The organism is Brachyspira hyodysenteriae ATCC 27164 (genome assembly GCF_001676785.2).
Lineage (GTDB): Bacteria > Spirochaetota > Brachyspiria > Brachyspirales > Brachyspiraceae > Brachyspira > Brachyspira hyodysenteriae.
Genome location: NZ_CP015910.2, coordinates 638,788 through 663,869 on the forward strand (window position 1 = coordinate 638,788; position 25,082 = coordinate 663,869).

At 27.3% G+C, this 25,082-nt stretch carries 19 protein-coding genes; 5 read left to right on the top strand and 14 right to left on the bottom strand.

Annotated elements, in window-relative coordinates; all coding sequences use genetic code 11:
- Positions 1-82 precede the first annotated feature (82 nt).
- The gene (locus BHYOB78_RS02970; RefSeq protein WP_020064244.1) at positions 83-499 is read left to right on the top strand and encodes a LysM peptidoglycan-binding domain-containing protein; all 417 of its coding nucleotides are present in this window, start codon (positions 83-85) and stop codon (positions 497-499) included.
- Positions 500-692: 193 nt separating this feature from the next.
- On the opposite strand, the gene glgP is transcribed toward BHYOB78_RS02970, so the two are convergent.
- On the bottom strand, positions 693-3,254 hold the full coding sequence (glgP, locus tag BHYOB78_RS02975; protein WP_012671886.1) for an alpha-glucan family phosphorylase: 2,562 nt from the start codon (positions 3,252-3,254) through the stop codon (positions 693-695).
- A gap of 367 nt (positions 3,255-3,621) precedes the next feature.
- Between glgP and aroF the strand changes: the two genes are divergently transcribed.
- Positions 3,622-4,668 (top strand): 3-deoxy-7-phosphoheptulonate synthase, encoded by a 1,047-nt coding sequence (gene aroF / locus BHYOB78_RS02980; RefSeq protein WP_020064243.1) that lies wholly within the window; start codon positions 3,622-3,624, stop codon positions 4,666-4,668.
- A gap of 81 nt (positions 4,669-4,749) precedes the next feature.
- On the opposite strand, the gene carB is transcribed toward aroF, so the two are convergent.
- The 8 genes from carB to BHYOB78_RS03020 all read right to left on the bottom strand — a co-directional run bounded on the left by carB (position 4,750) and on the right by BHYOB78_RS03020 (position 15,970).
- Positions 4,750-7,947, bottom strand: a complete 3,198-nt coding sequence (gene carB, locus BHYOB78_RS02985; RefSeq protein WP_020064242.1) for a carbamoyl-phosphate synthase large subunit — start codon at positions 7,945-7,947, stop codon at positions 4,750-4,752.
- The gene (carA, locus tag BHYOB78_RS02990) at positions 7,940-9,025 is read right to left on the bottom strand and encodes a glutamine-hydrolyzing carbamoyl-phosphate synthase small subunit (RefSeq protein ID WP_020064241.1); all 1,086 of its coding nucleotides are present in this window, start codon (positions 9,023-9,025) and stop codon (positions 7,940-7,942) included. The genes carB and carA overlap by 8 nt, the downstream gene beginning before the upstream one ends.
- 236 nt (positions 9,026-9,261) lie before the next feature.
- Positions 9,262-10,215 carry a peptidylprolyl isomerase gene (locus BHYOB78_RS02995; protein WP_012671892.1) on the bottom strand — a complete coding sequence of 318 codons (954 nt, stop codon included), beginning with the start codon at positions 10,213-10,215 and terminating at the stop codon, positions 9,262-9,264.
- A gap of 87 nt (positions 10,216-10,302) precedes the next feature.
- A complete protein-coding gene (locus tag BHYOB78_RS03000; RefSeq protein ID WP_012671893.1) occupies positions 10,303-11,766 on the bottom strand; it encodes a B12-binding domain-containing radical SAM protein in 1,464 nt (487 codons plus the stop codon).
- Between the two features lie 20 nt (positions 11,767-11,786).
- Positions 11,787-12,227 (bottom strand): YkgJ family cysteine cluster protein, encoded by a 441-nt coding sequence (locus BHYOB78_RS03005; RefSeq protein ID WP_012671894.1) that lies wholly within the window; start codon positions 12,225-12,227, stop codon positions 11,787-11,789.
- 61 nt (positions 12,228-12,288) lie between these two features.
- Complete coding sequence (locus tag BHYOB78_RS03010) at positions 12,289-12,729, bottom strand: MarR family winged helix-turn-helix transcriptional regulator (protein WP_020064240.1); 441 nt, start codon at positions 12,727-12,729, stop codon at positions 12,289-12,291.
- Positions 12,730-13,011: 282 nt separating this feature from the next.
- On the bottom strand, positions 13,012-15,237 hold the full coding sequence (locus BHYOB78_RS03015; RefSeq protein ID WP_020064239.1) for a glycoside hydrolase family 2 protein: 2,226 nt from the start codon (positions 15,235-15,237) through the stop codon (positions 13,012-13,014).
- 301 nt (positions 15,238-15,538) lie between these two features.
- Complete coding sequence (locus BHYOB78_RS03020; RefSeq protein ID WP_012671897.1) at positions 15,539-15,970, bottom strand: hypothetical protein; 432 nt, start codon at positions 15,968-15,970, stop codon at positions 15,539-15,541.
- A 209-nt stretch (positions 15,971-16,179) separates the two neighbouring features.
- Between BHYOB78_RS03020 and BHYOB78_RS03025 the strand changes: the two genes are divergently transcribed.
- The 3 genes from BHYOB78_RS03025 (at position 16,180) to BHYOB78_RS03035 (ending at position 19,388) form a co-directional block, all read left to right on the top strand.
- Positions 16,180-17,253, top strand: a complete 1,074-nt coding sequence (locus tag BHYOB78_RS03025; protein ID WP_020064238.1) for an ankyrin repeat domain-containing protein — start codon at positions 16,180-16,182, stop codon at positions 17,251-17,253.
- Between the two features lie 346 nt (positions 17,254-17,599).
- Positions 17,600-18,889, top strand: a complete 1,290-nt coding sequence (locus BHYOB78_RS03030) for an AAA family ATPase (protein WP_020064237.1) — start codon at positions 17,600-17,602, stop codon at positions 18,887-18,889.
- Positions 18,879-19,388 carry a hypothetical protein gene (locus BHYOB78_RS03035; RefSeq protein ID WP_020064236.1) on the top strand — a complete coding sequence of 170 codons (510 nt, stop codon included), beginning with the start codon at positions 18,879-18,881 and terminating at the stop codon, positions 19,386-19,388. The genes BHYOB78_RS03030 and BHYOB78_RS03035 overlap by 11 nt, the downstream gene beginning before the upstream one ends.
- A 23-nt stretch (positions 19,389-19,411) precedes the next feature.
- On the opposite strand, the gene recF is transcribed toward BHYOB78_RS03035, so the two are convergent.
- From recF to pnuC, 5 genes are all read right to left on the bottom strand, one after another.
- Positions 19,412-20,479: a DNA replication/repair protein RecF gene (gene recF, locus BHYOB78_RS03040; RefSeq protein WP_020064235.1), complete on the bottom strand. Its 1,068-nt coding sequence runs from the start codon at positions 20,477-20,479 to the stop codon at positions 19,412-19,414.
- 151 nt (positions 20,480-20,630) lie between these two features.
- Positions 20,631-21,815 carry a methionine adenosyltransferase gene (metK, locus tag BHYOB78_RS03045; protein ID WP_012671903.1) on the bottom strand — a complete coding sequence of 395 codons (1,185 nt, stop codon included), beginning with the start codon at positions 21,813-21,815 and terminating at the stop codon, positions 20,631-20,633.
- A 177-nt stretch (positions 21,816-21,992) separates the two neighbouring features.
- Positions 21,993-22,979, bottom strand: a complete 987-nt coding sequence (locus tag BHYOB78_RS03050; RefSeq protein WP_020064234.1) for a vWA domain-containing protein — start codon at positions 22,977-22,979, stop codon at positions 21,993-21,995.
- Between the two features lie 178 nt (positions 22,980-23,157).
- On the bottom strand, positions 23,158-24,168 hold the full coding sequence (locus BHYOB78_RS03055) for an AAA family ATPase (RefSeq protein ID WP_012671905.1): 1,011 nt from the start codon (positions 24,166-24,168) through the stop codon (positions 23,158-23,160).
- Positions 24,161-24,865 carry a nicotinamide riboside transporter PnuC gene (gene pnuC, locus BHYOB78_RS03060; protein WP_028331306.1) on the bottom strand — a complete coding sequence of 235 codons (705 nt, stop codon included), beginning with the start codon at positions 24,863-24,865 and terminating at the stop codon, positions 24,161-24,163. The genes BHYOB78_RS03055 and pnuC overlap by 8 nt, the downstream gene beginning before the upstream one ends.
- Positions 24,866-25,082 lie beyond the last annotated feature (217 nt).

The following is a 25,082-nucleotide window of genomic DNA, read 5'->3' on the forward strand; positions in this document are numbered from 1 at the left end:
TAATAGTATATTAAAAAAAATTAATATTATTATATATATGAAAAAAATTATAATTTTTATATTTATTTTTTGCAGTATAGTAATGTCCTCTCCATTATTTATAGAAGAAACTCCTATAAAAAACTATATAAAAAAGAAAATTTTAGATGAGGCAGAAAAAAAAGGCGATATCAAAACTATAAGAGAATTAACAAATGAAAATACATTAATCATAACAAATGATAAATCAATGACTACTAATAATAGTGTATTAATAATAACTAATGATATAGATTTCTCAAAGTATAGAGATAGAGGATATGATATAACAATGGATGTACTTCCTAGATATTATACTGTGCGGGCAGGGGATACATTATTAAAAATATCATCATATCCGTTTATATATGGCGAAAGAAATTTCTGGCGTATTATATATATTCATAACAAAAATATAATAAATGATACTACTTCTCTTCCAATAGGGTTAAAGCTTTTTATACCAAGCATAAGAGGATAAACAAGATATTGGAATTATGAACCTAAGCTTGAATATGTACCGTTTAAAATAAAGATGGATTTGACTACCAATATGTATAATGACTATCCTTTTATTATTAGAACAAAAGATAATTAATTTATAATAAAAAATAAATAATAAAGGCTTTCATATTTTTATGAAAGCCTTTTAATTTTTATATGTTATTTAGATATTAGCTCCATATAATGAGTTTCATATCGAATTTATAACTTAAATCTTTATGATATGGATACATTCTTATAGCATAACCGCTTTGTCCGCTGTCAGTACATTCTAAAGTTCCTGAGAAAGAATGTCTTCCATTTCCTAAATCAGCTGAATGTTTCATTTCAACTGTAATAGGATCTATGATTTCTTCTTTCATGCTTAACTTACCATGGTAAAGTTCTACTCTTACAGAATCAGGTGCTATATCTCCAAGATTAACTATAGTTTTAACTTCAAATTTACTTCCAACTTTTAAATTTCTTGAAGGCATTTCAGAAATTGTGTTTTCAATAAGAACTTTTGACCATTTAGAAGCTATATCTTGTTTCCAAGCTTTTAATTCTTTAGCTTTAGCAAATTCATTTTCAGTCATATTGAAATATCTTTTGCTTGCATTGTTATAGAATTTGTGGAAATAATCAGCAACCATTCTATTAGTTGAGAATACAGGACAAACAGTCTGCATACTCCATTTCATAGCAGCAACCCATTGTCTAGGTATATTGTCTCTTCCTCTGTCATAGAATAGAGGTATTATTTCATTTTCTAATACATTATAAAGAGCTTTACTTTCAACTTCATCTTGATATTCTAAATCAGTATACTCTTCTCTGTTACCGATAGGCCATCCATTCTGACCATCATAAGCTTCATCCCACCATCCGTCTAATACACTGAAGTTTAAACCTCCGTTTGGTGGAACTTTCATGCCGCTTGTACCGCTTGCTTCTAAAGGTCTTCTAGGGTTATTAAGCCATACATCAACACCTTGAACCATATATCTAGCAACATTGATATCATAGTCTTCTATAAATACTATATGATCTCTAAAATCTTCTCTTCTGCAGATTTCAGCAATATTTCTAATTAATTCTTTACCACCATTATCATGTGGGTGAGCTTTACCAGCAAATATTATTTGTACAGGTCTTTCAGAATTAGTAACGATTTTCTTTAATCTCTCTAAATCTCTGAAAAGCAATGTACCTCTTTTATAAGTAGCAAATCTTCTAGCAAAACCTATTGTTAAAGCTTCAGGAGAAAGTATTTGATCAGCATGTTCTATTTCATTTTTTGTGAATCCTCTGTTTGTTATTTGAGTTTTTAATCTTTCTCTACAGAAGTCAATAAGTCTTTCTTTTCTTCTTTCATGAGTTCTCCAAAGTTCTGCATCAGGTATTTTTTGAACTCTTTCCCAAATATTATATTCTAAAGGCTTAGTTCTCCAACGAGGTCCTAAATATCTGTCTAATAAGTTCTGCATATCAAAAGATATCCAGCTTAAAGTGTGTATACCATTAGTAATAGAATCAATAGGAAGTTCATTAACAGGAACGCCTTTCCAAATATCCTTCCACATAGATCTTGATACATGTCCATGAAGTTCACTAACACCATTATTTTCAGCAGATAAGTTCAAAGCAAGTACTGTCATACAGAAACTTTCTTTTTGATCATCCGGATTAATTCTTCCAAGTCTTATGAATTCATCCATGGTCATATCTATATGTTTAACATAATCAGTGAAATATTTTTGAACCATATCTATAGGGAATATATCATTACCAGCAGGTACAGGAGTGTGAGTTGTAAATATATTAGAGCTAAATACAACTTCTCTTGCAGTATTTTTATCTAAATGATTATTTTCCATTAATTGTCTTATTCTTTCTAGAGAAAGGAAAGCACTGTGTCCTTCATTCATATGATAAATAGTAGGTTTAATTCCTAATTTATCTAATGCTTTAACACCGCCTATACCAAGAAGTATTTCCTGCTGTATTCTAGTTTCTAAGTTACCGCCGTAAAGCTGAGCAGTAATGTCTCTGTCTGCCACACTATTTTCTTCTATATTAGCATCTAAGTAATAAAGTTCTATTCTTCCTACATTAGCTTTCCAGATTTGAGCATAAACTTTTCTTCCAGGCAAATCAACATCAACTTTCATTGTTTCACCGTTTTTATCTAAAACTTTTTCTAAAGCTAAGTTAAAGAAATCATTTTCTATATCATATTCCTGCTGCCAACCATCAGCATTTAAATACTGTCTGAAATAACCTTTTCTATATAAAAGTCCTACAGCTACTAAAGGCAAACCCAAATCGCTTGCAGATTTTAAATGGTCTCCAGATAATATACCAAGACCTCCAGAATAGTTAGGTAAAGATTCATGAAGTCCGTATTCAAAAGAGAAATAAGCTATTTTTTCATTATTAGTTTTTTGATTTTCATTTAAGCTATTATACCAAGTTTCTTGATTCATATAAGTTTTAAACTCATCATAAACCTCAGCCAAATTCATCATAGCTGCATCATCTTGAAGCATAGCATCAAAACGTTCCTGAAGAGATTCTCCTAATACCCTTATAGGGTTATGATCTCTCTTATCCCAATTATCAATATCTATTGTTCTTAATAAAGTTACTGCTTTCTGATTCCAACACCACCAAAAGTTTTTAGTAATTTCTATAAGTGGTTCTAATTCTTTTGGAACCGATGGTGAAACCATATACTTATTTAATTTCATAAAATTACCGCCTTAAAAATTATTTTAGATATACCTCTGCTTATTCTATAATATTTTATAATAAAATCAATGAATTTATTTAATAATTCTTATTATATAGTTAATTATATATATTTTTTATTGACATTTATTGTTTTTTGTGTATAATGTATTACTATGAAAGGTAAGATTATTATTAATTCTATCAGCAATAATTCTTTTTGCTTCTTCTTTAGCTTTTTTGGCGTTTAAGGCGCCAGTATATTCTATTTTTTTCACAACAATAAAAACAAATACATAATAAATTAATTTTTTAATTATTAAGAAAACATAAAAAAGAAAACAACTTAATTAACATAATATTTTAAATTTTAAGGAGATAATTACTATGATTATTGTAATGAAACCAAATGCTAAAGAAGAATATATAAATAATATAACTGAAAGACTTATTAATGCAGGACTCGGTACTAATAAAATAGTAGGTGTTGACTGTACTGTTATAGGTATAGTAGGGGATACTTCAAAAGTTGATAGAGAATTAATGGCTACTTTACCTGGTGTTGCTAGAGTTTTAAAAGTTCAGGAACCTTTCAAAAGAGCAAACAGAGCTTTCAAAAAAGAAGATACTGTTGTTGATGTAAGCGGTGTAAAAATAGGAGCTGGAAAGCCTGTAATAATAGCCGGTCCTTGTTCGGTTGAAAGTGAGGAGCAGGTTATTAATATTGCTAAAAGTGTAAAAGCAGCAGGAGCCTCAATACTTAGAGGAGGAGCTTTCAAGCCTAGAACTTCTCCCTATGCTTTCCAAGGACTTGCTCTTGACGGACTTAAAATATTAAAACTTGCAAAAGAAGAAGTTGGAATTCCTATAGTAAGTGAGATTGTTTCTATAAGACATTTAGAAGATTTTGAAAATACTGTTGATATGATTCAGATTGGTGCAAGAAACATGCAGAACTTCGAGCTTTTAAAAGAAGTAGGAAAATTAAAAAAACCTATACTTTTAAAAAGAGGTTTAGCAAATACTATTGAAGAATGGCTAATGAGTGCTGAATATATTTTGGATAAAGGAAACAGCAATGTAGTATTATGCGAAAGAGGTATAAGAACTTTCGAAACTTATACTAGAAATACTTTCGATGTTTCAGCTATACCTATGATAAAAAGAATGAGTCACTTACCTGTAATAGGAGACCCTTCACATGCAAGCGGTAAATCTTGGATGGCTCTTCCTCTTACTTTAGCTGCTCTTGCTGCTGGTGCTGATGGTATGATTATAGAAGTACATAATGATCCTGAACATGCATTATGCGATGGTGCTCAGTCTATAAAACCAGACACATTTGAAGAGATTATGGGTTCTGTTAATATGATGGCTGAAACTGTAAGCAAAATAAAAGAAAGACATGGCGGTAAGATTTATACCAAAAATTAATTTCATTTAAAATGAATTTTTTAAACTATGTATTTGTTTATAATATTTTTATATAACAAACAAATACATAGTTTTTATTTTTTAAATATTAGATAAATCAATTATAGTGAAATTCATAGATTCTATAACTTTAAGTAAAGCATAAGCTGTATCTAATGAAGTAATACAAGATATATTATTTTCAGCAGAAGCCCTTCTCAATTCTAAACTATCTGAATGGGTTTGGCTATTGCTTTCTATTGTATTTATCACATAATCAACTTTACCTAATCTTATTGTATCTATTATATTCTCTAAGCCTTCTTCATAAATTTTTGATACTTCTTTAACATAAAGTCCTTTTGCTTTTAAAAAATTAGCAGTTCCTTTTGTAGCATATATTCCATATCCTATATTAGAGAATCTTTTTGCCAAATCAAGTATTTCATTTTTATGATTATCCGAAATAGTGAGAAGTATATTTCCTTGTAAAGGTATTCTTAATCCGCTCGCTATTAATGCTTTGTATAATGCCTTTTCAAAATTAATATCAAAACCTAATGCCTCGCCTGTACTTTTCATTTCAGGACCAAGTATTGTATCAACTTTTCTTAATTTAGAGAAAGAAAATACAGGAGCTTTAACAAATACTTTATCAGATTCTTCTTTATATAAATTATTGTATCCCTGTTCTTTTAATGATTTTCCAAGTATGCACATAGTGGCCACATTAGCCATAGGTACATTAGTTATTTTACTTAAAAAAGGTACTGTTCTGCTGCTTCTAGGATTAACCTCAAGTACATAAACGTTATTCTCTTTATCAACTATAAATTGTATATTGTAAAGCCCTATGAAATTAAATCCTATTCCTATTCTTTTAGCATAATCAATTATAGTTTCTTTTACTTTATTTGATATTGTTTGAGTAGGGTAGACACTTATAGAATCTCCTGAGTGAATTCCTGCTCTTTCTATATGCTCCATAATACCCGGAATAAATACATTATTTTCACTGTCGGCAATAGCATCAATTTCTATTTCCTTACCTATAACATATTTATCAATTAATATAGGAGCTTTATTGCTTACTTCTTTTACAGCAGTTTCCATATAAACTTTCAAAGATGCATCATTATCTACTATCTCCATAGCTCTTCCTCCAAGTACATAACTAGGACGAACTAATACAGGATAACCAATATCATTTGCTATTATTAAAGCCTCATCAACAGTTATAGCAGTTTCACCTTTAGGCTGAGGTATATTAAGAGTTTTTAACATCTCTTCAAATTCATGTCTGTCTTCTGCCTTATTAATATTTTCTAAAGAAGTGCCAAGTATATTTACTCCATGCATAACAAGTTTGTCAGCCAAATTTATAGCAGTTTGTCCTCCGAATTGTACTATAACTCCTTTAGGCTTTTCAAGTTCTATTATATGCATAACATCTTCTATAGTTAATGGTTCAAAATAAAGTTTATCTGATATAGAAAAATCTGTTGATACAGTTTCAGGATTATTATTTATTACTATAGCTTCATATCCGGCTTCTCTTATAGTCATTACTGAATGAACTGTGGAATAATCAAACTCTACTCCTTGTCCTATTCTTATAGGGCCTGAGCCTAATACTATTATGCTTTCTTTTCCGCTTTTAAAAGATTCATTTTCTTCTTCATAAGTAGAGTAGAAATAAGGAGTTTCACTTTCAAACTCTCCTGCACAAGTATCAACCATTTTATATACAGGAATTATATTGTTTTCATGTCTTAATTTATATATGTCAATCTCTTCAGTTTCCCAAACTTTAGATATATAACTATCTGAAAATCCTTTTTCTTTGCATTCTCTTAAAATATCTATATCCATTTTATTTTTGGATAATTTTTCTTCTAATGAAATTATATTTTTTATTTTATCTAAGAAGAATTTATCTATATGAGTAATATCTATTATATCATTTATATCTTCTTTACGTCTTATAAGTTCTGCTATAATAAATATTCTCAAATCATCTCTTAATTCTATACGCTCCCATAATTTTTTAGTGGTATACTCTGAAACATCATTATGAATTATATGATCGCATTTTATTTCAAGAGAACGAACAGCTTTTAAAAATGATTCTTCAAAATTTCTTCCTATACTCATAACTTCGCCTGTGGCTTTCATCTGTGTTCCTAATTGTCTATCGGCATTAGGGAATTTATCGAATGGAAGTCTTGGGAATTTTGTAACTATATAATCTATAGAAGGCTCAAAACATGCAAAACTTTTTTTAGTTATAGGATTAAGTATTTCATCTAAAGTCATACCAACTGCTATTTTAGCACTAATTTTTGCAATAGGGTATCCTGTAGCCTTACTTGCCAAAGCACTGGAACGAGATACTCTAGGATTAACTTCTATTATGTAATACTTAAAACTTTTGGGATCCAATGCTAACTGCACATTACAGCCGCCGCATATTTTTAAAGCTCTTATTATTTTAAGACTCACATTTCTAAGCATTTGATTTTCTCTGTCGCTTAAAGTTTGACAAGGAGCAACTACTATACTGTCTCCTGTATGTATTCCAACAGGATCAACATTTTCCATATTACATACAACTATAGCATTGTCATTATTATCACGCATTACTTCATATTCTATTTCTTTATAACCTGCAATACTTTTTTCAACTAAGCATTCATGTACGGGACTTATTTTTAAACCTGTTTCGCATATTTCAATCAATTCTTTTTCATTGCGTGCAAATCCTCCGCCGGTACCTCCAAGAGTATATGCAGGACGAACAACCAAGTGATAACCTATTTTGTTTGCAAACTCAATTGCCTCTTCAACACTATGTACAATAACGCTTTCAGGTACAGGTTCATTTATATCATTCATTAACTTTTTAAAAAGCTCTCTGTCTTCAGCACAATTAATGGCATTCAAATCTGTTCCCAATACTTCAACATTATATTCATCTAGTATTCCGCTTTCAGCAAGCTCAACAACAAGATTTAATCCTGTCTGTCCTCCAAGAGAACCTAATATTGCATCAGGTCTTTCTTTATATATTATTCTTTTAGCAAAATTTAAATTTATAGGTTCTATATATACTTTATCAGCAACAGCAGCATCAGTCATTATTGTGGCAGGATTAGAATTTATAAGTATAACTTCGTATCCTTCTTCTTTTAAAGACTGACAAGCTTGAGTACCTGCATAATCAAATTCAGCAGCTTGTCCTATAATTATAGGCCCTGAACCTATTACTAATATTTTTTTTATATCTGTTCTTTTAGGCATTTTTCTCTCCATAATTGTTATTCATCATATCAGTAAACTTATCAAATAAATACTTGCTGTCCTCTGGTCCAGGATTAGATTCTGGGTGATACTGAACAGAGAATACAGGATATTTTTTATGCTTCACTCCCTCACAGCTTCCATCATTCAAAGATATATGAGTTAAAATTAAATCTGTATTTGCTAAACTTTCTTTTTCAACTGCATAACTGTGATTTTGACTTGTGATGCTTACTTTATTAGTTTCCAAATCTTTAACAGGATGATTTCCGCCTCTATGTCCGAATTTTAATTTAATTGTATCAGCACCGCATGCTAAACTTATAAGCTGATGTCCTAAACATATACCGAACATTGGAACCTTTCCTATTAGCTCTTTTATTGTGTTAATAGATTCTTTAACGTCTTTTGGATTACCAGGACCATTAGAAAGCATTATGCCATCCGGATTCAAACTCATTATAGTTTTAAAATCTGTATCATAAGGAACAACTATTAAATCACAGTTTCTTTTACTTAATTCTCTTATTATTCCTAGTTTCGCCCCAAAGTCTATTAATACAACTTTTTTACCTCTATTTGGTATAGGAAAAGCATTTTTTGTAGAAACTCTTTTAACATGATCATTCATATATGGAGTTTCTTTAAGCATTTTTACTATATCATCTTTATTTTCTATTGTGTCGCTCATTACAGCTTTTAAAGTTCCTACTTCTCTGATTTTTTTGGTTATTGCTCTGGTATCAATATTTTCTATAGCTGGAATATTTTTTAATTTTAAAAATTCATCTATTGTTTCTGCATTCCTAAAGTTATTAGGCTGTTTACATGCCTCTTTTACTATAAGTCCGAATATTGCAGGATCTAAACTTTCAAAATCATCTCTATTTATCCCATAATTTCCTATAAGCGGATAAGTCATAACAGTAATTTGTCCGCAGTAAGATAAATCAGATAAAACTTCTTGATAACCTGTCATAGATGTATTAAATACTAATTCACCTATTTTAAAATTATCTGCACCAAAACCTATGCCTTCATAATGACTGCCGTCTTCAAGTATTAAGTATCGTTTCAAATTTTACCTTCCTATTGCTCTAAATTTTTTTTAGATTTTTATTTAAAATAAAAAAAAGATTGGAAATCAACCGAAAGTCAATTTCCAATCTTTTTAAGATTATCAAAAACTGCATTTTTAGCAGCGTTTTCTTTAATTTAAACTTTTTCCAAATCATAATACTATTTCTTCATTTTTGTTTTTAATAATAACATATAATGATTTATTTTACAATTATTTTTTATAAAGTATATCAATTATTTATAAATTTGCACAGATACTCTTTTAGTTTCCTCATCAAGCCATTTTATAAATGATTCTCTCATTTTTGCTTCACTCAAATAATTTTTTACTCTTGTTCTTATGCTTTCCATATCTTTTTCTATTTCCATTATTTTTACTATATAGAATCCTTTTCCTACCAATTCTCTTACACTGCTTACAGTACCTACTTTATATCCTCTTTTTGCCAAATTAAGTCCTGCATTTATCTGAGCCGGTAAAGATCTTTTTCCAGCATCATAAAGTAAATTGTATCCTAAATCTCCTCCGTTTTTTCTTGTAGCTTCATCTTCACTGTACTGTTTAGCTAATTCTGCAAAATCCTGTCCTCTTGCTGCCATACCTCTTACTTTACTTGCTAATTCCTGTTTTTCTCCTTTTTCTGTAAATGTAGCAGCTTTGAAAAATATCCAAGAAAGTTTTACTAGAGTATCAGCTTCAAATGCGGATTTATCTTTGGTATTATTGTAAAATTCATCTGCTTCTTTATCACTAATCTCTGTATTATTGACTACAAGTCCGTATAAATTTTCCATAGCTATCTGCTTTTTTATAGAATTCTTATATTCTTCATAAGATATACCTTCAGCCATCAATTGTTTAGCAAACTGATCAGCATTCATATTATATTGTTTGGCAATGCTTTCTAATCTTCTCTTTACATCATTTTCTTCTATAACAAAATTATTTTCTTTAAGTTTTAAATACATTACTCTTTCTTCAACTAAATCTTTATAAACCATGTCATCAGTAACTTTCTGTCCTATAGATCTAGCTTGTAATGTTAAAAAAGTTTTTCTGCTTAAAAAATCTTCATAAGTTATAGGCATAGAACCTACTATACCTACTATGCTGTTTACAACATCATTAAATAAAAGATTACTTTGTATAAAAATAAAAGATAATATAAAAACTATTATTTTTTTCATATAAATTCTAATCCTTAATAATTATTGCATGTATATAAACCGTTTAAAAAGGATATCATTAAAATACCTTATATGCAAGTATATTTTTTAATCATTTAAATAGAATGAAAGTATATTTTTAAATGATTTTATATTGTATTTTATATCGTAAATATCTCTTATACTTTTTATTTTTTGTAAAACGTATCTTGGAGTAAATGATAGATTATAAAAGTATTCAATGTATTTAAATATTTGCTCATCATCCATATCTAATTGCATGACACTTTTTCTCATATCATAATCAAACCAATTTTTAGTTTTAATAAGATTATTTTCGTCACAATATTTGAATAATCTAGTTCCTGGATATGGTATAAATAGAGAGATATTCATAGAATTAATATATCCGTTAAGCATTAAATCTTTTACAATATTGAATGTATTTATTATATCTTCTTCTGTTTCCCAAGGATATCCTATTTTTACCATTATATCTATGAATAATCCAGCTTTTTTAGCCAATTTTATAGATTCTATGACATTTTCTATTGTATTGTTAGTAATTCCTAATTTTTCTATTGTTTTAGTATTTCCTGAAGGTAAATTGAAAATAACTGTTTTAAATCCGGATTTTTTCATCATATTATAATCTTGATATTCCAATATTCCAAGATAAATATAACAATCTATATAAACTTTTTTATTAAGTTTTCTCTCTTTCATAGTTTCACAGAATAATGCAAGCCATTCTCCCGTAGGAAAATAAACACTTGTATCTATTATTTCTTTTATACCATATCTTTTATTAAGGTATTCTATTTCATCTATGACATTAATGGGATTTCTAACTCTTATATTATCAAAAAGAACATTAGAAGAATTACTGTTATAATTATTGTATGAAGATCCCCTTGCTGACATTATAAATGTACCAGGTGTTTTTTTGAAATATTCATTTGTTTTGGAATATAGCTTCCAATTAGTGAGATTTCTATCTATAAACGGAAGTCTGTCTAAAGATTCTTCAAGTTCAAATTTTCCTGTATTTTTTATATTTCCATTTGATGTTCTGTAGTATATTCCTTTACTTAATTTATCTCCGTTATTTATGTGATTAACCAAATTTAAAAGCAGAAAGTCATAATCTCCGCCTGTTAATATAAAATCAGTTTTTGATTTTTGCATACTCTCTTCAGGCAAGGCAGTAACATGATCTCCTGCTAAAACTATATATATATTTTCATTTTTTTCTTTTATTGATTCTATAGTATCCCAAATATAATTAATTATAGGAGTTTTTACTTCAAAGAATATTAAATCAGGAGCTATATTATCTATGTCATTAAACCAATCTATAGTTGTAATATTAGATGCTATAGTGTCCAAAAATATAACATTAATACCGTTGTTTTTTAATAAAGTAGCAGCATAAGCAGGCAGTATAGGGTATGAATAAGATGGATTTTTTAACCATTGAAATTGTCTATTTAAAGATATTAATGGATATCCATTATTATATTCAAACGGAGGATATGTTATACAAACTTTTTTTATTTCTTTTTTTTTCATCTTTTCATTATTAAAATATATTATTTAGTTTTTTTAGCTGCTTTTTTCTTTGTAGCTGAAGATTTTTTCTTAATTATTTTATTTTCATATACATATTTTTCTAATTCATACTGATCATCAAATATTACATCATACCATTCTTCATATCTTTCACATTTAGGAGGACTATGTTTTGAACAGATTTCATTTCTATTTTCATAATTTTTACAAAGATAAGTTTTTTTATCCAAATATCTGCATTCGCTTCTTATCATATGATACCAAGTATTTTCATATATAAATATAAATGAATGTCTGAAATGCAAATACCATTTTAATGTATTTAGTTCGCTTTCATTTTTAGGCGGAGCTATCTCCATAACCAAGTCATGACAGCATAATGAATTACAGTCAGCACATAATTTTTCACTTACTTTTTCTTTTCTATTTTTTAATAAACTATCTGAAGGTATAACTTTCAAAATAAAACCGCCTTTTTAGAATATATTTAATTATAATAATAATTAAATTAAATTCAATATTTTAATTATTAAAATAATTTTCCATAAATGTCATAAGTTTTTTCTGAGGCTCCACATAATTTTTTATTTCATCTTCTGTGAGGCATTTAAGCATTTCCATATCTAATTTTTCTAATTCTTTTAATATAGGCTCTGCAAATGTAATACCTTTTTTTGTTAAACTTATTAATCTGTTTCTTTTATCTTTTGGATTAATCTTTTTTTTGATATAACCTTTCTTTTCAAAATTTTCTAATATAGAACATACTGTTTGTTTAGGAACAGATAATTTTTCAGTTATTGTATTTTGAACGCATTCTTTACTATTGTATATTATAAATAAACTGAATAAAGCCAAATCTGTAATGCCGTACTGTTTAGCCCACAAATAATAAAATCTATTAGAAGTATACCAAAAATCATATATGACTTCCATATATTTTTTTATATCTTCATTTTTCATAATTTTATCCCATTCTTTAATATTTCTATTAATATTAAACATAAATTAAAAATAAAACAAGATAGATTTTTATAAAAAAAGAGTTTGAAATTTACATCTCAAACTCTTTCATTATTAATAAAAATTGTTCGCTGATAGTGTCTGCCAAGTAAACTTAGCAGACGCTCACAATTTTTATTTTATTATTAATAAAAATTGTTCGCTGATGGTGTCTGCCAGACGCTATCAATTTTTATTTTTTTATTATCAATAAAAATTGTTTACTGATAGTGTCTGCCAATTTTATATTGATTTTATTTCTATTGTTGCTTCTTTTACTCTTTTATTTTTTACTGTAACTTTTATACTTCCTTTGGATTTATTTGATTTAACCCAGAAAGAATAATAACCGCCTTCAAGTACAGGATTATCATTTCCTATCAATTCTCCAGCTCCCTTTACCTCTATAGTTATAGCCTCATTAATATATGGCAGTCTGTTTCCTATAGCATCTACCGCTTTTACTGTTATTCTTGTTGAATCCCAAGCAGAACCGCCGCTTACAGCATTGATTTCATCATCATCTGCTTTAACTTCCAAACCTTTGAAAGTAGGGTTGTTCAAATAATTTTTTTCTATAGCAGGCTTACCATCTATATATCCTATTAATTTCATATCACCCCAGCCCATATCGCTTACTCCTGGAATATTTACTTCCATTTTTATTATAACAGGAGCATGCTTTAATCCCTGATATTTACCTGTTGCTGGGTATTCTTTTGCCATTAATTCATCTCTATAATAAAGTTCTACATAATCACAATTTGTAGCAACCATTAAAGGAGATATTCCTCCTATAGCTCTTTCTCCTCTGGCATATATAGTTATAGGCTCTAATATTATTTCATTTCTTGTGCTCATTTGAGATGAATATGCAGAAGCTGCTAATTTAGGATTTCTAAACATATCATAGACACCATGATAGCATATTCTGTCACCTGAACCAAAATTATAATGAGTATGATAATCGAAAGCACACCAGCCTGTAGAACCGGAAATATGTTTATCTATAGCAACAGCATTAATTATTTCAAAATGTCTTTTTGTATGTTCCATTAATCTTTCTTCACAGTCCTGCATTTTTGTAGGGAACATATGTCCATTGTATTCTGTTATCATATATGGAACATTTTTATCTAATTTAGTTACGAATTTCTGTGCTCTTAAAGGATCAGCAACACCATCATAATTAAAATCATTCATAGTATATACATCTTCTAAAAGCTCACTTCCCACTAAATATCTTACTCCGCCTGTTTGTCTTGTTTTATCAAGTTCATGGGCTTTTTTATTAGTTTCTTTATAGAAGCTATGATTATCCTGACTTTCATTGATTCTTACACCCCATATTATAATGGAAGCATGATGAAAATCTCTTTCTATCATATCTTTTACATTTTCTATAGAAACACTCTGCCATTTTTTATCGCCTATATGCTGCCATCCTGGAATTTCTTCAAATACCATTAATCCTATTTCATCGCATCTGTCTAAAAAATGTCTTGAAGCAGGGTAGTGTGAAGAACGAACTATATTAAGCCCTAAATCAAATTTTAATATATCAGCATCTTTCTTTTGTATTCTTTCAGGCATAGCATAGCCTACATAAGGGAAGCTTTGATGTCTGTTTAATCCTCTTAATTTTACTCTTTTGTCATTTAAGAAAAATCCGTTTTCTGTGAATTTAGCATCTCTAAATCCTATTTTTATAGAAACACTATCTTCATTAGGTAAAGATACCTCTAGTCTATAAAGTCTTGGATTATCTATATCCCATAATTCTATTCTATCAGAATCTATATGTTCATCTATTTTTATATCAGTAAATAATTCGCCTTTTTTTAATGTTATTTCTTTTTTTATTTCGCATATATGATATTCTCTATTGTACAAGTTAATAGCAATTGTTTCTTTAACACTTTCTTTTTTAGTATTTCTTATTCTTATTTTTCCTGTTATATTTTGATTAGCAAGTCCTGTAAGCATAACATTTTCTATTGATACATCATTAACTATTATAATTTGAACTTCTCTGTATATTCCGCCATAGCATAAATAATCTATTTCATTTCCGAAAGGCGGTATATCTTCTCTTTCAGTGCTATCTAGTTTTACAGCTATAATATTTTCTCCGTCTTTTAATTCATCTGTTATATCATATACAAAAGGTAAATATCCGCCTTTATGCTCTCCAAAACTTTTTTCATTAACAAATACCTCACAAGCGGCCATAGCAGCTTCAAAATTGATTAATACTCTTTTACCTTGTAATTTTGATTTATCATATTTAAAAGTGTTTTGATATCCTGAAACTAGCCAAGTGTCTGATTCACTAAAATAATGAAGAGGTATTTCAGCAACTGTATGAGGCAATGTGATATTTTCCCCATTTAGTTTTTCAATTTTTATATTATCATTCCATTCTTTTGTAAATTTCCAATTTGTATTAAAATTGATTATTTCTCTCATTTTGGTATATACTCCAATGTTTTTTGATATGCAATTTTATATTTAAAAAAATAAAAATCAATGAAAGTTTTTACAAAAATTATTATTTATTGTTTTATATTACTTAATCAAATATTACTATATGAAGTCTTAAATATATTGAAAAAATGAACTCTTATAATGTATTTTTACATATAATTCTTAAAAAAATATATAATATTATTTTAAATAAATAGAGTATTAGTAGAAAAAGAATTCTATATTAGAGATACAATAATATTATAGTATTAGTGTATTTAATAATTGAATATAATTTTGCTATTTATGCATAAGTATCTACATTATTGCCCTTACTTGAAGGACTGGCTATTGCAGCTTTTGTAACACCGCCTGAAACATAAACTCTTTTACATTCAGGGCATATATTAGTAGTTAATGTTACATTTTGGAAAATTACTTCTCCGCCGCTTTTTTCTGCAGATCTCTGATTATTGGCAACATGTTCTTGTTCATGTGATGCCACCATAGAAGGAGCACTTGAAGGATCTATTTTAGTAGGAGTTTTGAAAGATACGCCTATATCATTAGAGCCGTCTTGATATGTTCTTGATGCACAAGTTTTGCATACTCCAACTTCGCTTATAGGAGTTTTCTGGCTTGCTTCCTGAACAATATTATTGATATTATTGTTGTTATTTCTTATATTATTGCTGTTTCTTATATAAGGAGCATTATTACGAATACTTATTTCCATAAATTACACCTCTTAAATATTTAATTCTACCCCTATATGTAAATTATAAACCTATAAAAATAAATATCAATATGTATTATATTTATAATTATTGTTATGTTTACTATTTATGCAAATTTATTTATAATTTAAGTAAATTTTTTATTTTATAAGTATAGTTTTATTATTTCCGATAATAGAAACGGTATTTTATAACTTGGATTTTTATAATGAAAAAAATAATTGCATTATTATTTATAATATTTAATACATCTTTAGTATTTGCACAGAATGATGAATTAATGGAATCTATAAAAAATAATGATATAGATAAAGTTAAAGTATTATTAAGAGACGGCATTAACTTAGATTTATACAATATTAATTATGGTATGAGTCCTTTAATGTATGCGGCTCAGCTTGGCAATGAAGAAATAGTTCAGGAATTATTAGATTTCGGTGCTAAAGATTTTGATTTTGCTTTTTATGTAGCATGTGCTGAAGGTTATTGGAATATAGCAGAAGATATAATGAAGTCCGGAGCTAGTAATTATAATATTGCATTATCTTATGCTGCTATAGGCGGAAAATTAGATATAGTAGAGAAACTTATTGATTTAGGTGCTAAAGATCTTAATCCTGCATTAGTATCTGCATGCGAGGGCAATCATTTAGAGGTTGTAAAATATTTAATAGAGAAAGGTGCTAATGTTAATACTAGAGCATATATAGAAGTATATAGAAATTATAAAGGTGCTGAAAGAAAATCACCATTAACAGCATCAACTAATATTGATATAATAAAAGAATTAGTAAATGCAGGCGCAACAAACTTAAATGAAGCTATACTATATAATGCTGAAACTATATCTACAAATTTTGACGGTTCATATTCTACAGATATATTAAATGAGTATATCAATTTAGGTGCTGATATAAATTCTGTAAGTACAAATGACGGAAAAACACTTCTTATGTATTTGATAGAAAAAAGGCAATTAGATTTTGAATTAATAAAAAAAGTTATAGAGCTTGGTGCTGATGTTAATGCCCGCGACAGAAATGGAAATACTGTTTTAATAAGGGCTGTAATGTATGAATATGAAGCTCCTATTGAAGATAATAATTTAAATAAAAAAGTATACAGAACTATTGGTACTCCTATAAATGTAATAGAAGAACTTTTGAAAGCAGGGGCAAATCCTACAGACAGAAACAGTTATGGAAATACCGCATACAGATTGGCTGCAAGAAAGAAAAGAGATGATATAATAAAACTTTTTGATGAGTATTTAAAAAGATAATTATTTATATAATCTGAAATCCAATATTATAAGAGTTAATAAAGTATAAATAAATTTTTATAATAAGTATTTGATTTATATACTTTAAAAATCTTTTATTTATATTTAATTGAAATAGTACTTAATATCTGTTATTAAATTTGTATCAATATCACCTAAGTAAATATTTTCATCTTTTACTAATTTATGCGATTCTTATTTTATATGAGGTTTATGTTTATATTTATGTATATTGTATTCCTAATTATTAGTCTTATTTTTTATAATATATAAACCTACAATTTTCAATATAGACAATTTTTTACATTTTAAGTATAATATTTTTTATATGATTAATGGAGATAATATGCAGAAAATAACTATTAAAAATTTACATGTTGTGAAAGATTTTGAAATGGAAATTAACAAATTCAATTTGATTATAGGAGAACAATCTTCAGGTAAAAGCACAATAAGTAAAGCCATATTTTTCTTCAAAGAAATAAATACTCATATTAAATTTTACATATTCGCTTATAAAAATAATATACAATCTACTATGAAAGAAATATATAATTATATAATAAAAGATGTTTTTATAACTATCTTTGGAAAATTAGAGAATATAGATGATAATTTATATTTGAAATATATATACAAATCTAATAATTATATAGAAATAACAAAAAAAAATAATAATTTAGATATTAATTACAGTGAAAATATAATAACATTTTTTAATAAATTAGAAATTGATATAAAAAAACTTTTTGAAGAATATTTAAATTTTAATAGTCCGATAAGATTTGAAGATATTTTTGAAAGAGGAATAGGTAGAGAAATAGACTATTTTTTTGAAAATGAGTCAATGACCTATTACATACCTGCTTCAAGAAGTTCTATAGCATTATTAAACAACCAAAGAACCAGACTTGATTATGATACAATAGATTTTATATTTTATCCTTTTATTACACTCGTTGAAAAAATTGAGTTTTTATTTAAAGATGGAGTTCAAAATTTTATAAAGAATATCAATGATGATTATAAAAAAACAATTCTCAATAAAATGAATAAAAAAATAGAAAAATATATTGGCGGAGAATATTTTTACGATGATAAATTTGGGTATATAAAATTAGAAAATAATAAAAAAATACCTGTAGATAAAATATCATCTGGACAGCAAGAAATATTATGGCTTTTAAATGTTTTGCTAGGTATAACATGGCTAAATAAAAAAAATCAATTTGTTATAATAGAAGAACCTGAAGCTCATTTATATCCAAAAATGCAAAAAGAAATTATAGACTTCATTGTTAATTTTATGAATATGACTAATAGCAGTATTTTAATAACAACTCATAGTCCTTATATATTAACAAGTACAAATAATTTGCTTTATGCTGGAAAATTAAAAGAAAACTATAAAAACAATAAAGAGAAAATAGAAAAAATTAATAATATTGTAGGTGAATATGGTGCTATCAATCCTAGTGAAATAAATGCTTTTAAATTATACTTAAATGATTTTAGATATACAAATCTTATTAATGAGGAAAATGAAATTAACTGTGAAGAAATAGACGATGTATCTAATACTATTAATGAAACATATACAAAACTGTTTGATATGGAATTAAATAATGAACAATAATTATGAACTATTAAAAAGAGATGATAGAAAAACTTTATCAGATGCACAAACAAAACTTTATATAAAAGCAGAAAATGATATTTTTATTATAAAAGTTGATAATGGTATATTTAATGACGATGTAAAAAAATGTGATTACTTAGCATATAGAGAAAAAGAAGTTTCTAATTTTATAGAATTAAAAGGTTCAAAAATAGATAAAGCATATATTCAAATTATAGAAACAATCAAAAATATTTCAAACAACGATAAATTAAAACATTTAATAGATATAAAAGAATTAAAAGCTTATATAGTTAGTAAAGAAAAAAATAAAATTCCTAATGGTATAGAAAATAAATCAAAAGAATTGGCAAAAATTTTATATGCTAAATCTAAAATAAGACCAAATAATATGATTGATTTAGTAAAATATGTTCTTGTGGTTTCTGATAATGATAAAAGAAAATCTAGCGGAAATAGAATAATATGTTCATCTAAACATCCTCTAATATTATAATATAACTATTATTTATATAATTTTTATACTCTTATATTTGGTATATCAAATACTTTTCCATTTTCAAAGTTTTTTACTTTTTCTTTTTCTGTAACAGTAATAAAAACTTGTCCTAATGTTTTTATGTATTCAAGTATATTATCTCTTCTTGTATTATCAAGTTCAAGCATAGCATCGTCAATTAATAGAATAGGGGACTTTTTTCTGTATTCTGATAATATTTTTTCGCTTGCCAATTTCATTATAAGCGTAAACATTCTCTTTTCGCCTTGAGATGAGAATTTTTTCGACAATGAATTTTTATAAAAGAATTGATATTCCGCTCTATGTATTCCGAAATATGTTGTATGCATTCTGATTTGTTCCTGCAATGTAGTTTCAAGTTTTTTAATGTATTCATTTTCATTTAAAATATCTTCTATAGTGGACTGATATTTTATAGCATAAGGGTTTTCATCATTAAAAATATTTTTATAAATTTCATTCATCTTTTCTTCTAAAAAAGCAGAATATTTTTTATTTTCATTAGCTATATAAAGAGAAAGTTTTGCTATGTCGCTATTATAAATATATGCTTCATTAGGTTTTGTATTAAGACAAATATTTCTCATTTTAAGAAGCTTATTGTATTTTATCAATGCAATCAAATATTCTGATGATATTGTTGATATTAGCATGTTAAAATAATCGCGTCTTAATTTAGGCTCTGCTATAACCAAATCAGTATCATTAGGAAGAAATATAACATAAAGTATTCTTCCTATTAAATCTTTTCTTGAAGATACTTCTTTTTTATCAATGAATACTTTTTTTATTTTTTTTTGATAGGCTATTTCTATATTAGTATCATAATTAAGTTCATCTTCCCTGAAAACACCTCTCAAAAAATAATTATCATTTCCATTTTTTACAAGCTCTCTGTCTAGTCTAGTTCTAAATGATACGCCGTTTCCAAGCATATATATTGCTTCTAGTATATTAGTTTTACCGCATCCGTTATGTCCGTAGAGAACATTTATTTTATCAGAGAATTCAAATATATTTTCATTATAATTTCTAAAAGAACGTAATGTAAGTTCTTTAAGTATCATTTTATAAGCCTTTAATATTATAGTGAAAAGTATTATATATTAAAATATTAAAAATAGTAGTGCTTTATATTGTTAGTTTTTTAAAAATAAGGCTTGCTAATAATAAATATTAACAAGCCTTGAATGTTTAAAACTTTTTTATTGAAATCAATTATTTAGCATTAGCAAACAAATCTTTTATATCTGTTTTTTCCCAAGTAAACTCTGGAAGCTCTCTTCCGAAGTGACCATAAGCTGTAGTCTTTTCGTAAATAGGTCTTCTTAAATCTAATCTTTTGATTATACCTGCAGGAGTTAAATCAAGCTCTTTAGAAACTATATTAGCTAATACTTCATCATGTACTTTTGCTGTACCGAAAGTATTAACATATACAGATAAAGGCTCAGGAACACCAATTGCATAAGCAAACTGTACTAATGCTCTGTCAGCTATACCAGAAGCAACAATGTTTTTAGCAACGTATCTAGCCATATAACAAGCACTTCTGTCTACTTTTGTAGGATCTTTACCAGAGAAAGCTCCGCCGCCATGTGCACCATGTCCGCCGTAACTGTCTACAATGATTTTTCTTCCTGTTAATCCGCAGTCTCCCATAGGTCCGCCAACTACGAATGAACCTGTTGGGTTAATATAATATTTTGTGTTTGAATCAAGCATATTAGCCGGGCATATTTCGTTAATAACATATTTTTTAATGTCAGCTTCTATCTGCTTATGATCAACACCTGCAGCATGCTGAGTAGAAATAACAACAGCTTCTATTCTTGCAGCTTTACCGTCTTTATATTCAACAGTAACCTGACTTTTTCCGTCTGGTCTTAAATAGTCAACTACTTTGTCTTTTCTTACTTTAGTTAAACGTTCTGCTAATCTATGAGCTAAATGTATAGTTAAAGGCATAAATGTTTCAGTTTCATTTATAGCATAACCGAACATTATACCCTGGTCGCCTGCACCTTCAGAAACATTTGATGATTCAGAATTAAATAATCCTTTTCCCGCACTAACTCCCATATCTATATCTGGAGACTGTTCTGCAATAGACTCCATAACTGCACAAGTATCAGCGTCAAAACCCATATCGCTGCTTGTGTATCCTATTCGCCTTACGGTATCTCTAGCGATTTTTTGATAATCCAATTTAGCTTTTGTAGTGATTTCTCCGGCAATCATGATCATTCCAGTTTTTGCCAAAGTTTCACATGCAACTCTAGAATTAGGATCTTGTTTTAAACATTCGTCTAAGACTGCATCGCTTACAGCATCGCAGATCTTATCAGGATGGCCTTCTGTTACCGACTCAGAAGAGAAATAATAATTCTTTATCTCTGCCATAGTTTTACCTCTTTTTTAAATATAATCGTGTTATTGTATATCTGTTAACATAAATAGTCAAGGAAATATTTGATAATTATTATAATTTAGTATAAATAACTATTAAGATTGCAGTAAATTATTATTGTATATAGAATTATTTTTCGTATTATAATACATATCAAACTATAGTATAGACTATGGTATTATTAAAAACCTTGTTGTAGAAAGTATAATACTCAGACATAAACAAAGAAAAGCTACTATAATAAACGGCTTGTATAATTCATCATATTGTATAAGATCATCATCTAGTATAGGCTTTTTTTCTAATCTGTCTATTGTATTATAAACATTATCCAAAGCAGATGCGTTTTTGGCATTAAAATATTTACCGCCTGTAGTTGCTGCTATATCAATTAAAGATTCTTCATTTAAGGTAAAATCTGCTCTTATTCTTCTCTTACCATAGTTGGGATCATCATAAGTAACCCAAGCATGACTTCCATTAGCATCGCCTATACCTATTGTATATATTTTTATATTGAAATTTGATGCTATTTCGGAAGCTAATTTAGGATCTATTTCTCCTGAATTATTTTCTCCGTCTGTGAGAAGTATTATGATTTTTTCATTATCCTCTTTTACACTTCTAAGCATATCAACAGCTGTTGCAATTCCAAGTCCTATTGATGTAGAGCCTTCTTCATCTATTTCTATTTTTTTTATTTCTTCTTCTAATGAAGTATAGTCAAAAGTGGCAGGAGATAGTACAGAAGCCCTTAATGCAAATGATACTAAACTTATTTTATCAAAATTTCTTTTTTTGATAAAGTCAATCATAGTTTTTTTTGAAGCTTCAAGTCTTGTAGGTATCATGTCTTCAGCCATCATAGAAGGAGAAACATCAACAACAAGAGAAATATAAACACCTTCTCCATTAATATCTGATAAATGTGAAACTTTTGCAGGACGCGATAAGCCTATTATAGAAAAAGCAAGAGCAAAGATAATAAGCATAAATGGTATATCTTTAACATAGTATCTTGATTTCAATACTTTAGACATACTTACCCTTGGGTGCTTTACAGAATAAGAATGATTTTTTCTTGTTTGTATATATAAAAATATTATAATAGGTAAAGTTAACAGCAAGAATAAAAATTTTGGCGATACAAAAGTCATTTACACATTTTCCTAATCATAATTTTAATATTAAAACATAATAAATAAAGCAAAGTAATATTTGCTAAATTATTATACTAAAATACGGATAAAAGTAAAGTAGTATATAACCCCATATAAGTATATTCAATAATAAAAAACTGATAAATACATAATGAGTCAAAATTTACTATAAATATTATTTGTTTTCTAATAATTTATCTATTATAGAAACAGCCTTTTTGAATCTTGACTGATAATCTCCATTTATGGAATGATATTTGATATTTAGATTATGAAGTATATCTTTTATTTTGTTACTGTATTTTATTCTATCATTTTTTATAACTTCGCTTCTGTCACCGTCCTGAACAAAATCAACATCAGGCTCTAAAAATAGTATGGCATCATATTTGTTTATATTTATAATAGCCTTTGCTAATCTTTCATTATCTATAATATTTTCATCTTCTAAGAAATGCATATAAAAGTTTGTAATTATAGCATCAGTATCAATAAATAATATCTTGTTGCTTCTTTCTATTGCTTTTATTTCATTTAATTTATGGGTAAGAAGTATTTCTGTAAAATCTTCTGAAAGCATAAGCAAATCAGTTCCAGACTTTTCGGATAATTCTCTGCCTGCTTCTTCTATATAGTTTGTATTATAATAATTTGCTAAATTAATTGTGAGAGTAGATTTTCCTGTGCTTTCGCTTCCTAATAATAAAACTTTTTTTGTATAATAAGGCTTTACTATATTAGGCAGATAATCCCAATATTTATAAACATTTTCTCTTATTTTTGAAGAGCTTATTTCATTTCTTTCTATAAATATTAATTCTGATTCTTTATAATATCTTGTGTAAAAAGAATCTTTATCTTTATAATCATCTCCGCAAAATACTGCATCGATTTTCTCGCCTATAGCATTTTTTATTTTTATAGAATCTTCTTCCCATAAATCTTCTGTATATTCTTCTTTTGTTTTCGCATTATCTTCTATAAATATAATTTTTACATTTCCAATATGCTTTGTTAATTGATAAAGCCATCGGTATCTTATTTTTTTATCAATTTCATTTCTATTATTACCTATAGCTAAGACAATATAAAGTTTTTTGCATTGATTGGCTGCTTCTATTATGCATCTTACATGCCCAAGATGAAGAGGATTAAAAGAACCTCCGTACATTCCTACATTATACATAAAAACTCCGAATTATTTTTTTATTAGATTCTCTATACCATTTTATAAACATAAACAAGGCATTAACCAAATAAACGCTCCACATAAGAAGAGTTGCTATATTATCTCCTCCGCTTGAGAAATTAATATACCATATAGAAATATTTAGAATGTTTACAAGTATCCACATTATCCATTGTTCAGTACATCTTTTTACACATAGAATCTGAGCAGTTACAGCAAATACTGTACTTGCACTATCAACAAAAGGAAGAGATCCTCCTAATTTTTTTAATATTAGTCCGTAAATAAATATTGATACAAAAGACAAAGCAAATATTATAATTTTATATTTATTATCCAATTTTGTTTTTATAACTTCTTTGCTTTCATTATTTATATTTCTGCTCCATAATACAAAGCCAACTATATTCATAGGTATATAATAGAAGATATTAAGCATAAACTCGCCGTAATATTTAGCATTAAAAGCAATATATGAATAAAGAATAGTATTAATCATTCCAAATATATATGAAGATAATTTTCCTTTACCTGTGAGAATTACACATAATATACCGCTTATTGAAGATATTATACCGATAATATTTTCTTTCCAATATATAGAAAGTGATAATATTATACTGCTTGCAATTATAATCCATACAATTTCTATAGCTTTCCAATTTTGAAGTTCATTTTTTATAAAGTTTTTTATCATAATTATTTTTTATTTAAATAAATTTTTTTATTTATTTTATACTTATAGTATATAAAGTCAATTATTTACACACATATTTAGTAGTAAGCATGAAATTTTAAATGGTTATGTATGTGAATTTTCTTTTTAATTTTCTCTAATTCCCCGCCCATTATATTTGTTAATCTATTTTGTAATTATAACTTTTATTTTCTTTTTTATTTTATATAGATAT

Coding starts and splice junctions, on each gene's coding strand:
- BHYOB78_RS03035 (WP_020064236.1), top strand. CDS start 18,879: ATGAACAATAATTATGAACTATTAAAAAGAGATGATAGAAAAACTTTA.
- BHYOB78_RS02995 (WP_012671892.1), bottom strand. CDS start 10,215: ATGAAAAAAATAATAGTTTTTATATTATCTTTTATTTTTATACAAAGT.
- BHYOB78_RS03010 (WP_020064240.1), bottom strand. CDS start 12,729: ATGAAAAATGAAGATATAAAAAAATATATGGAAGTCATATATGATTTT.
- BHYOB78_RS03000 (WP_012671893.1), bottom strand. CDS start 11,766: ATGAAAAAAAAAGAAATAAAAAAAGTTTGTATAACATATCCTCCGTTT.
- carB (WP_020064242.1), bottom strand. CDS start 7,947: ATGCCTAAAAGAACAGATATAAAAAAAATATTAGTAATAGGTTCAGGG.
- BHYOB78_RS03030 (WP_020064237.1), top strand. CDS start 17,600: ATGCAGAAAATAACTATTAAAAATTTACATGTTGTGAAAGATTTTGAA.
- BHYOB78_RS03055 (WP_012671905.1), bottom strand. CDS start 24,168: ATGTATAATGTAGGAATGTACGGAGGTTCTTTTAATCCTCTTCATCTT.
- glgP (WP_012671886.1), bottom strand. CDS start 3,254: ATGAAATTAAATAAGTATATGGTTTCACCATCGGTTCCAAAAGAATTA.
- BHYOB78_RS03015 (WP_020064239.1), bottom strand. CDS start 15,237: ATGAGAGAAATAATCAATTTTAATACAAATTGGAAATTTACAAAAGAA.
- aroF (WP_020064243.1), top strand. CDS start 3,622: ATGATTATTGTAATGAAACCAAATGCTAAAGAAGAATATATAAATAAT.
- metK (WP_012671903.1), bottom strand. CDS start 21,815: ATGGCAGAGATAAAGAATTATTATTTCTCTTCTGAGTCGGTAACAGAA.
- BHYOB78_RS03050 (WP_020064234.1), bottom strand. CDS start 22,979: ATGACTTTTGTATCGCCAAAATTTTTATTCTTGCTGTTAACTTTACCT.
- BHYOB78_RS02970 (WP_020064244.1), top strand. CDS start 83: ATGTCCTCTCCATTATTTATAGAAGAAACTCCTATAAAAAACTATATA.
- BHYOB78_RS03025 (WP_020064238.1), top strand. CDS start 16,180: ATGAAAAAAATAATTGCATTATTATTTATAATATTTAATACATCTTTA.
- BHYOB78_RS03020 (WP_012671897.1), bottom strand. CDS start 15,970: ATGGAAATAAGTATTCGTAATAATGCTCCTTATATAAGAAACAGCAAT.
- recF (WP_020064235.1), bottom strand. CDS start 20,479: ATGATACTTAAAGAACTTACATTACGTTCTTTTAGAAATTATAATGAA.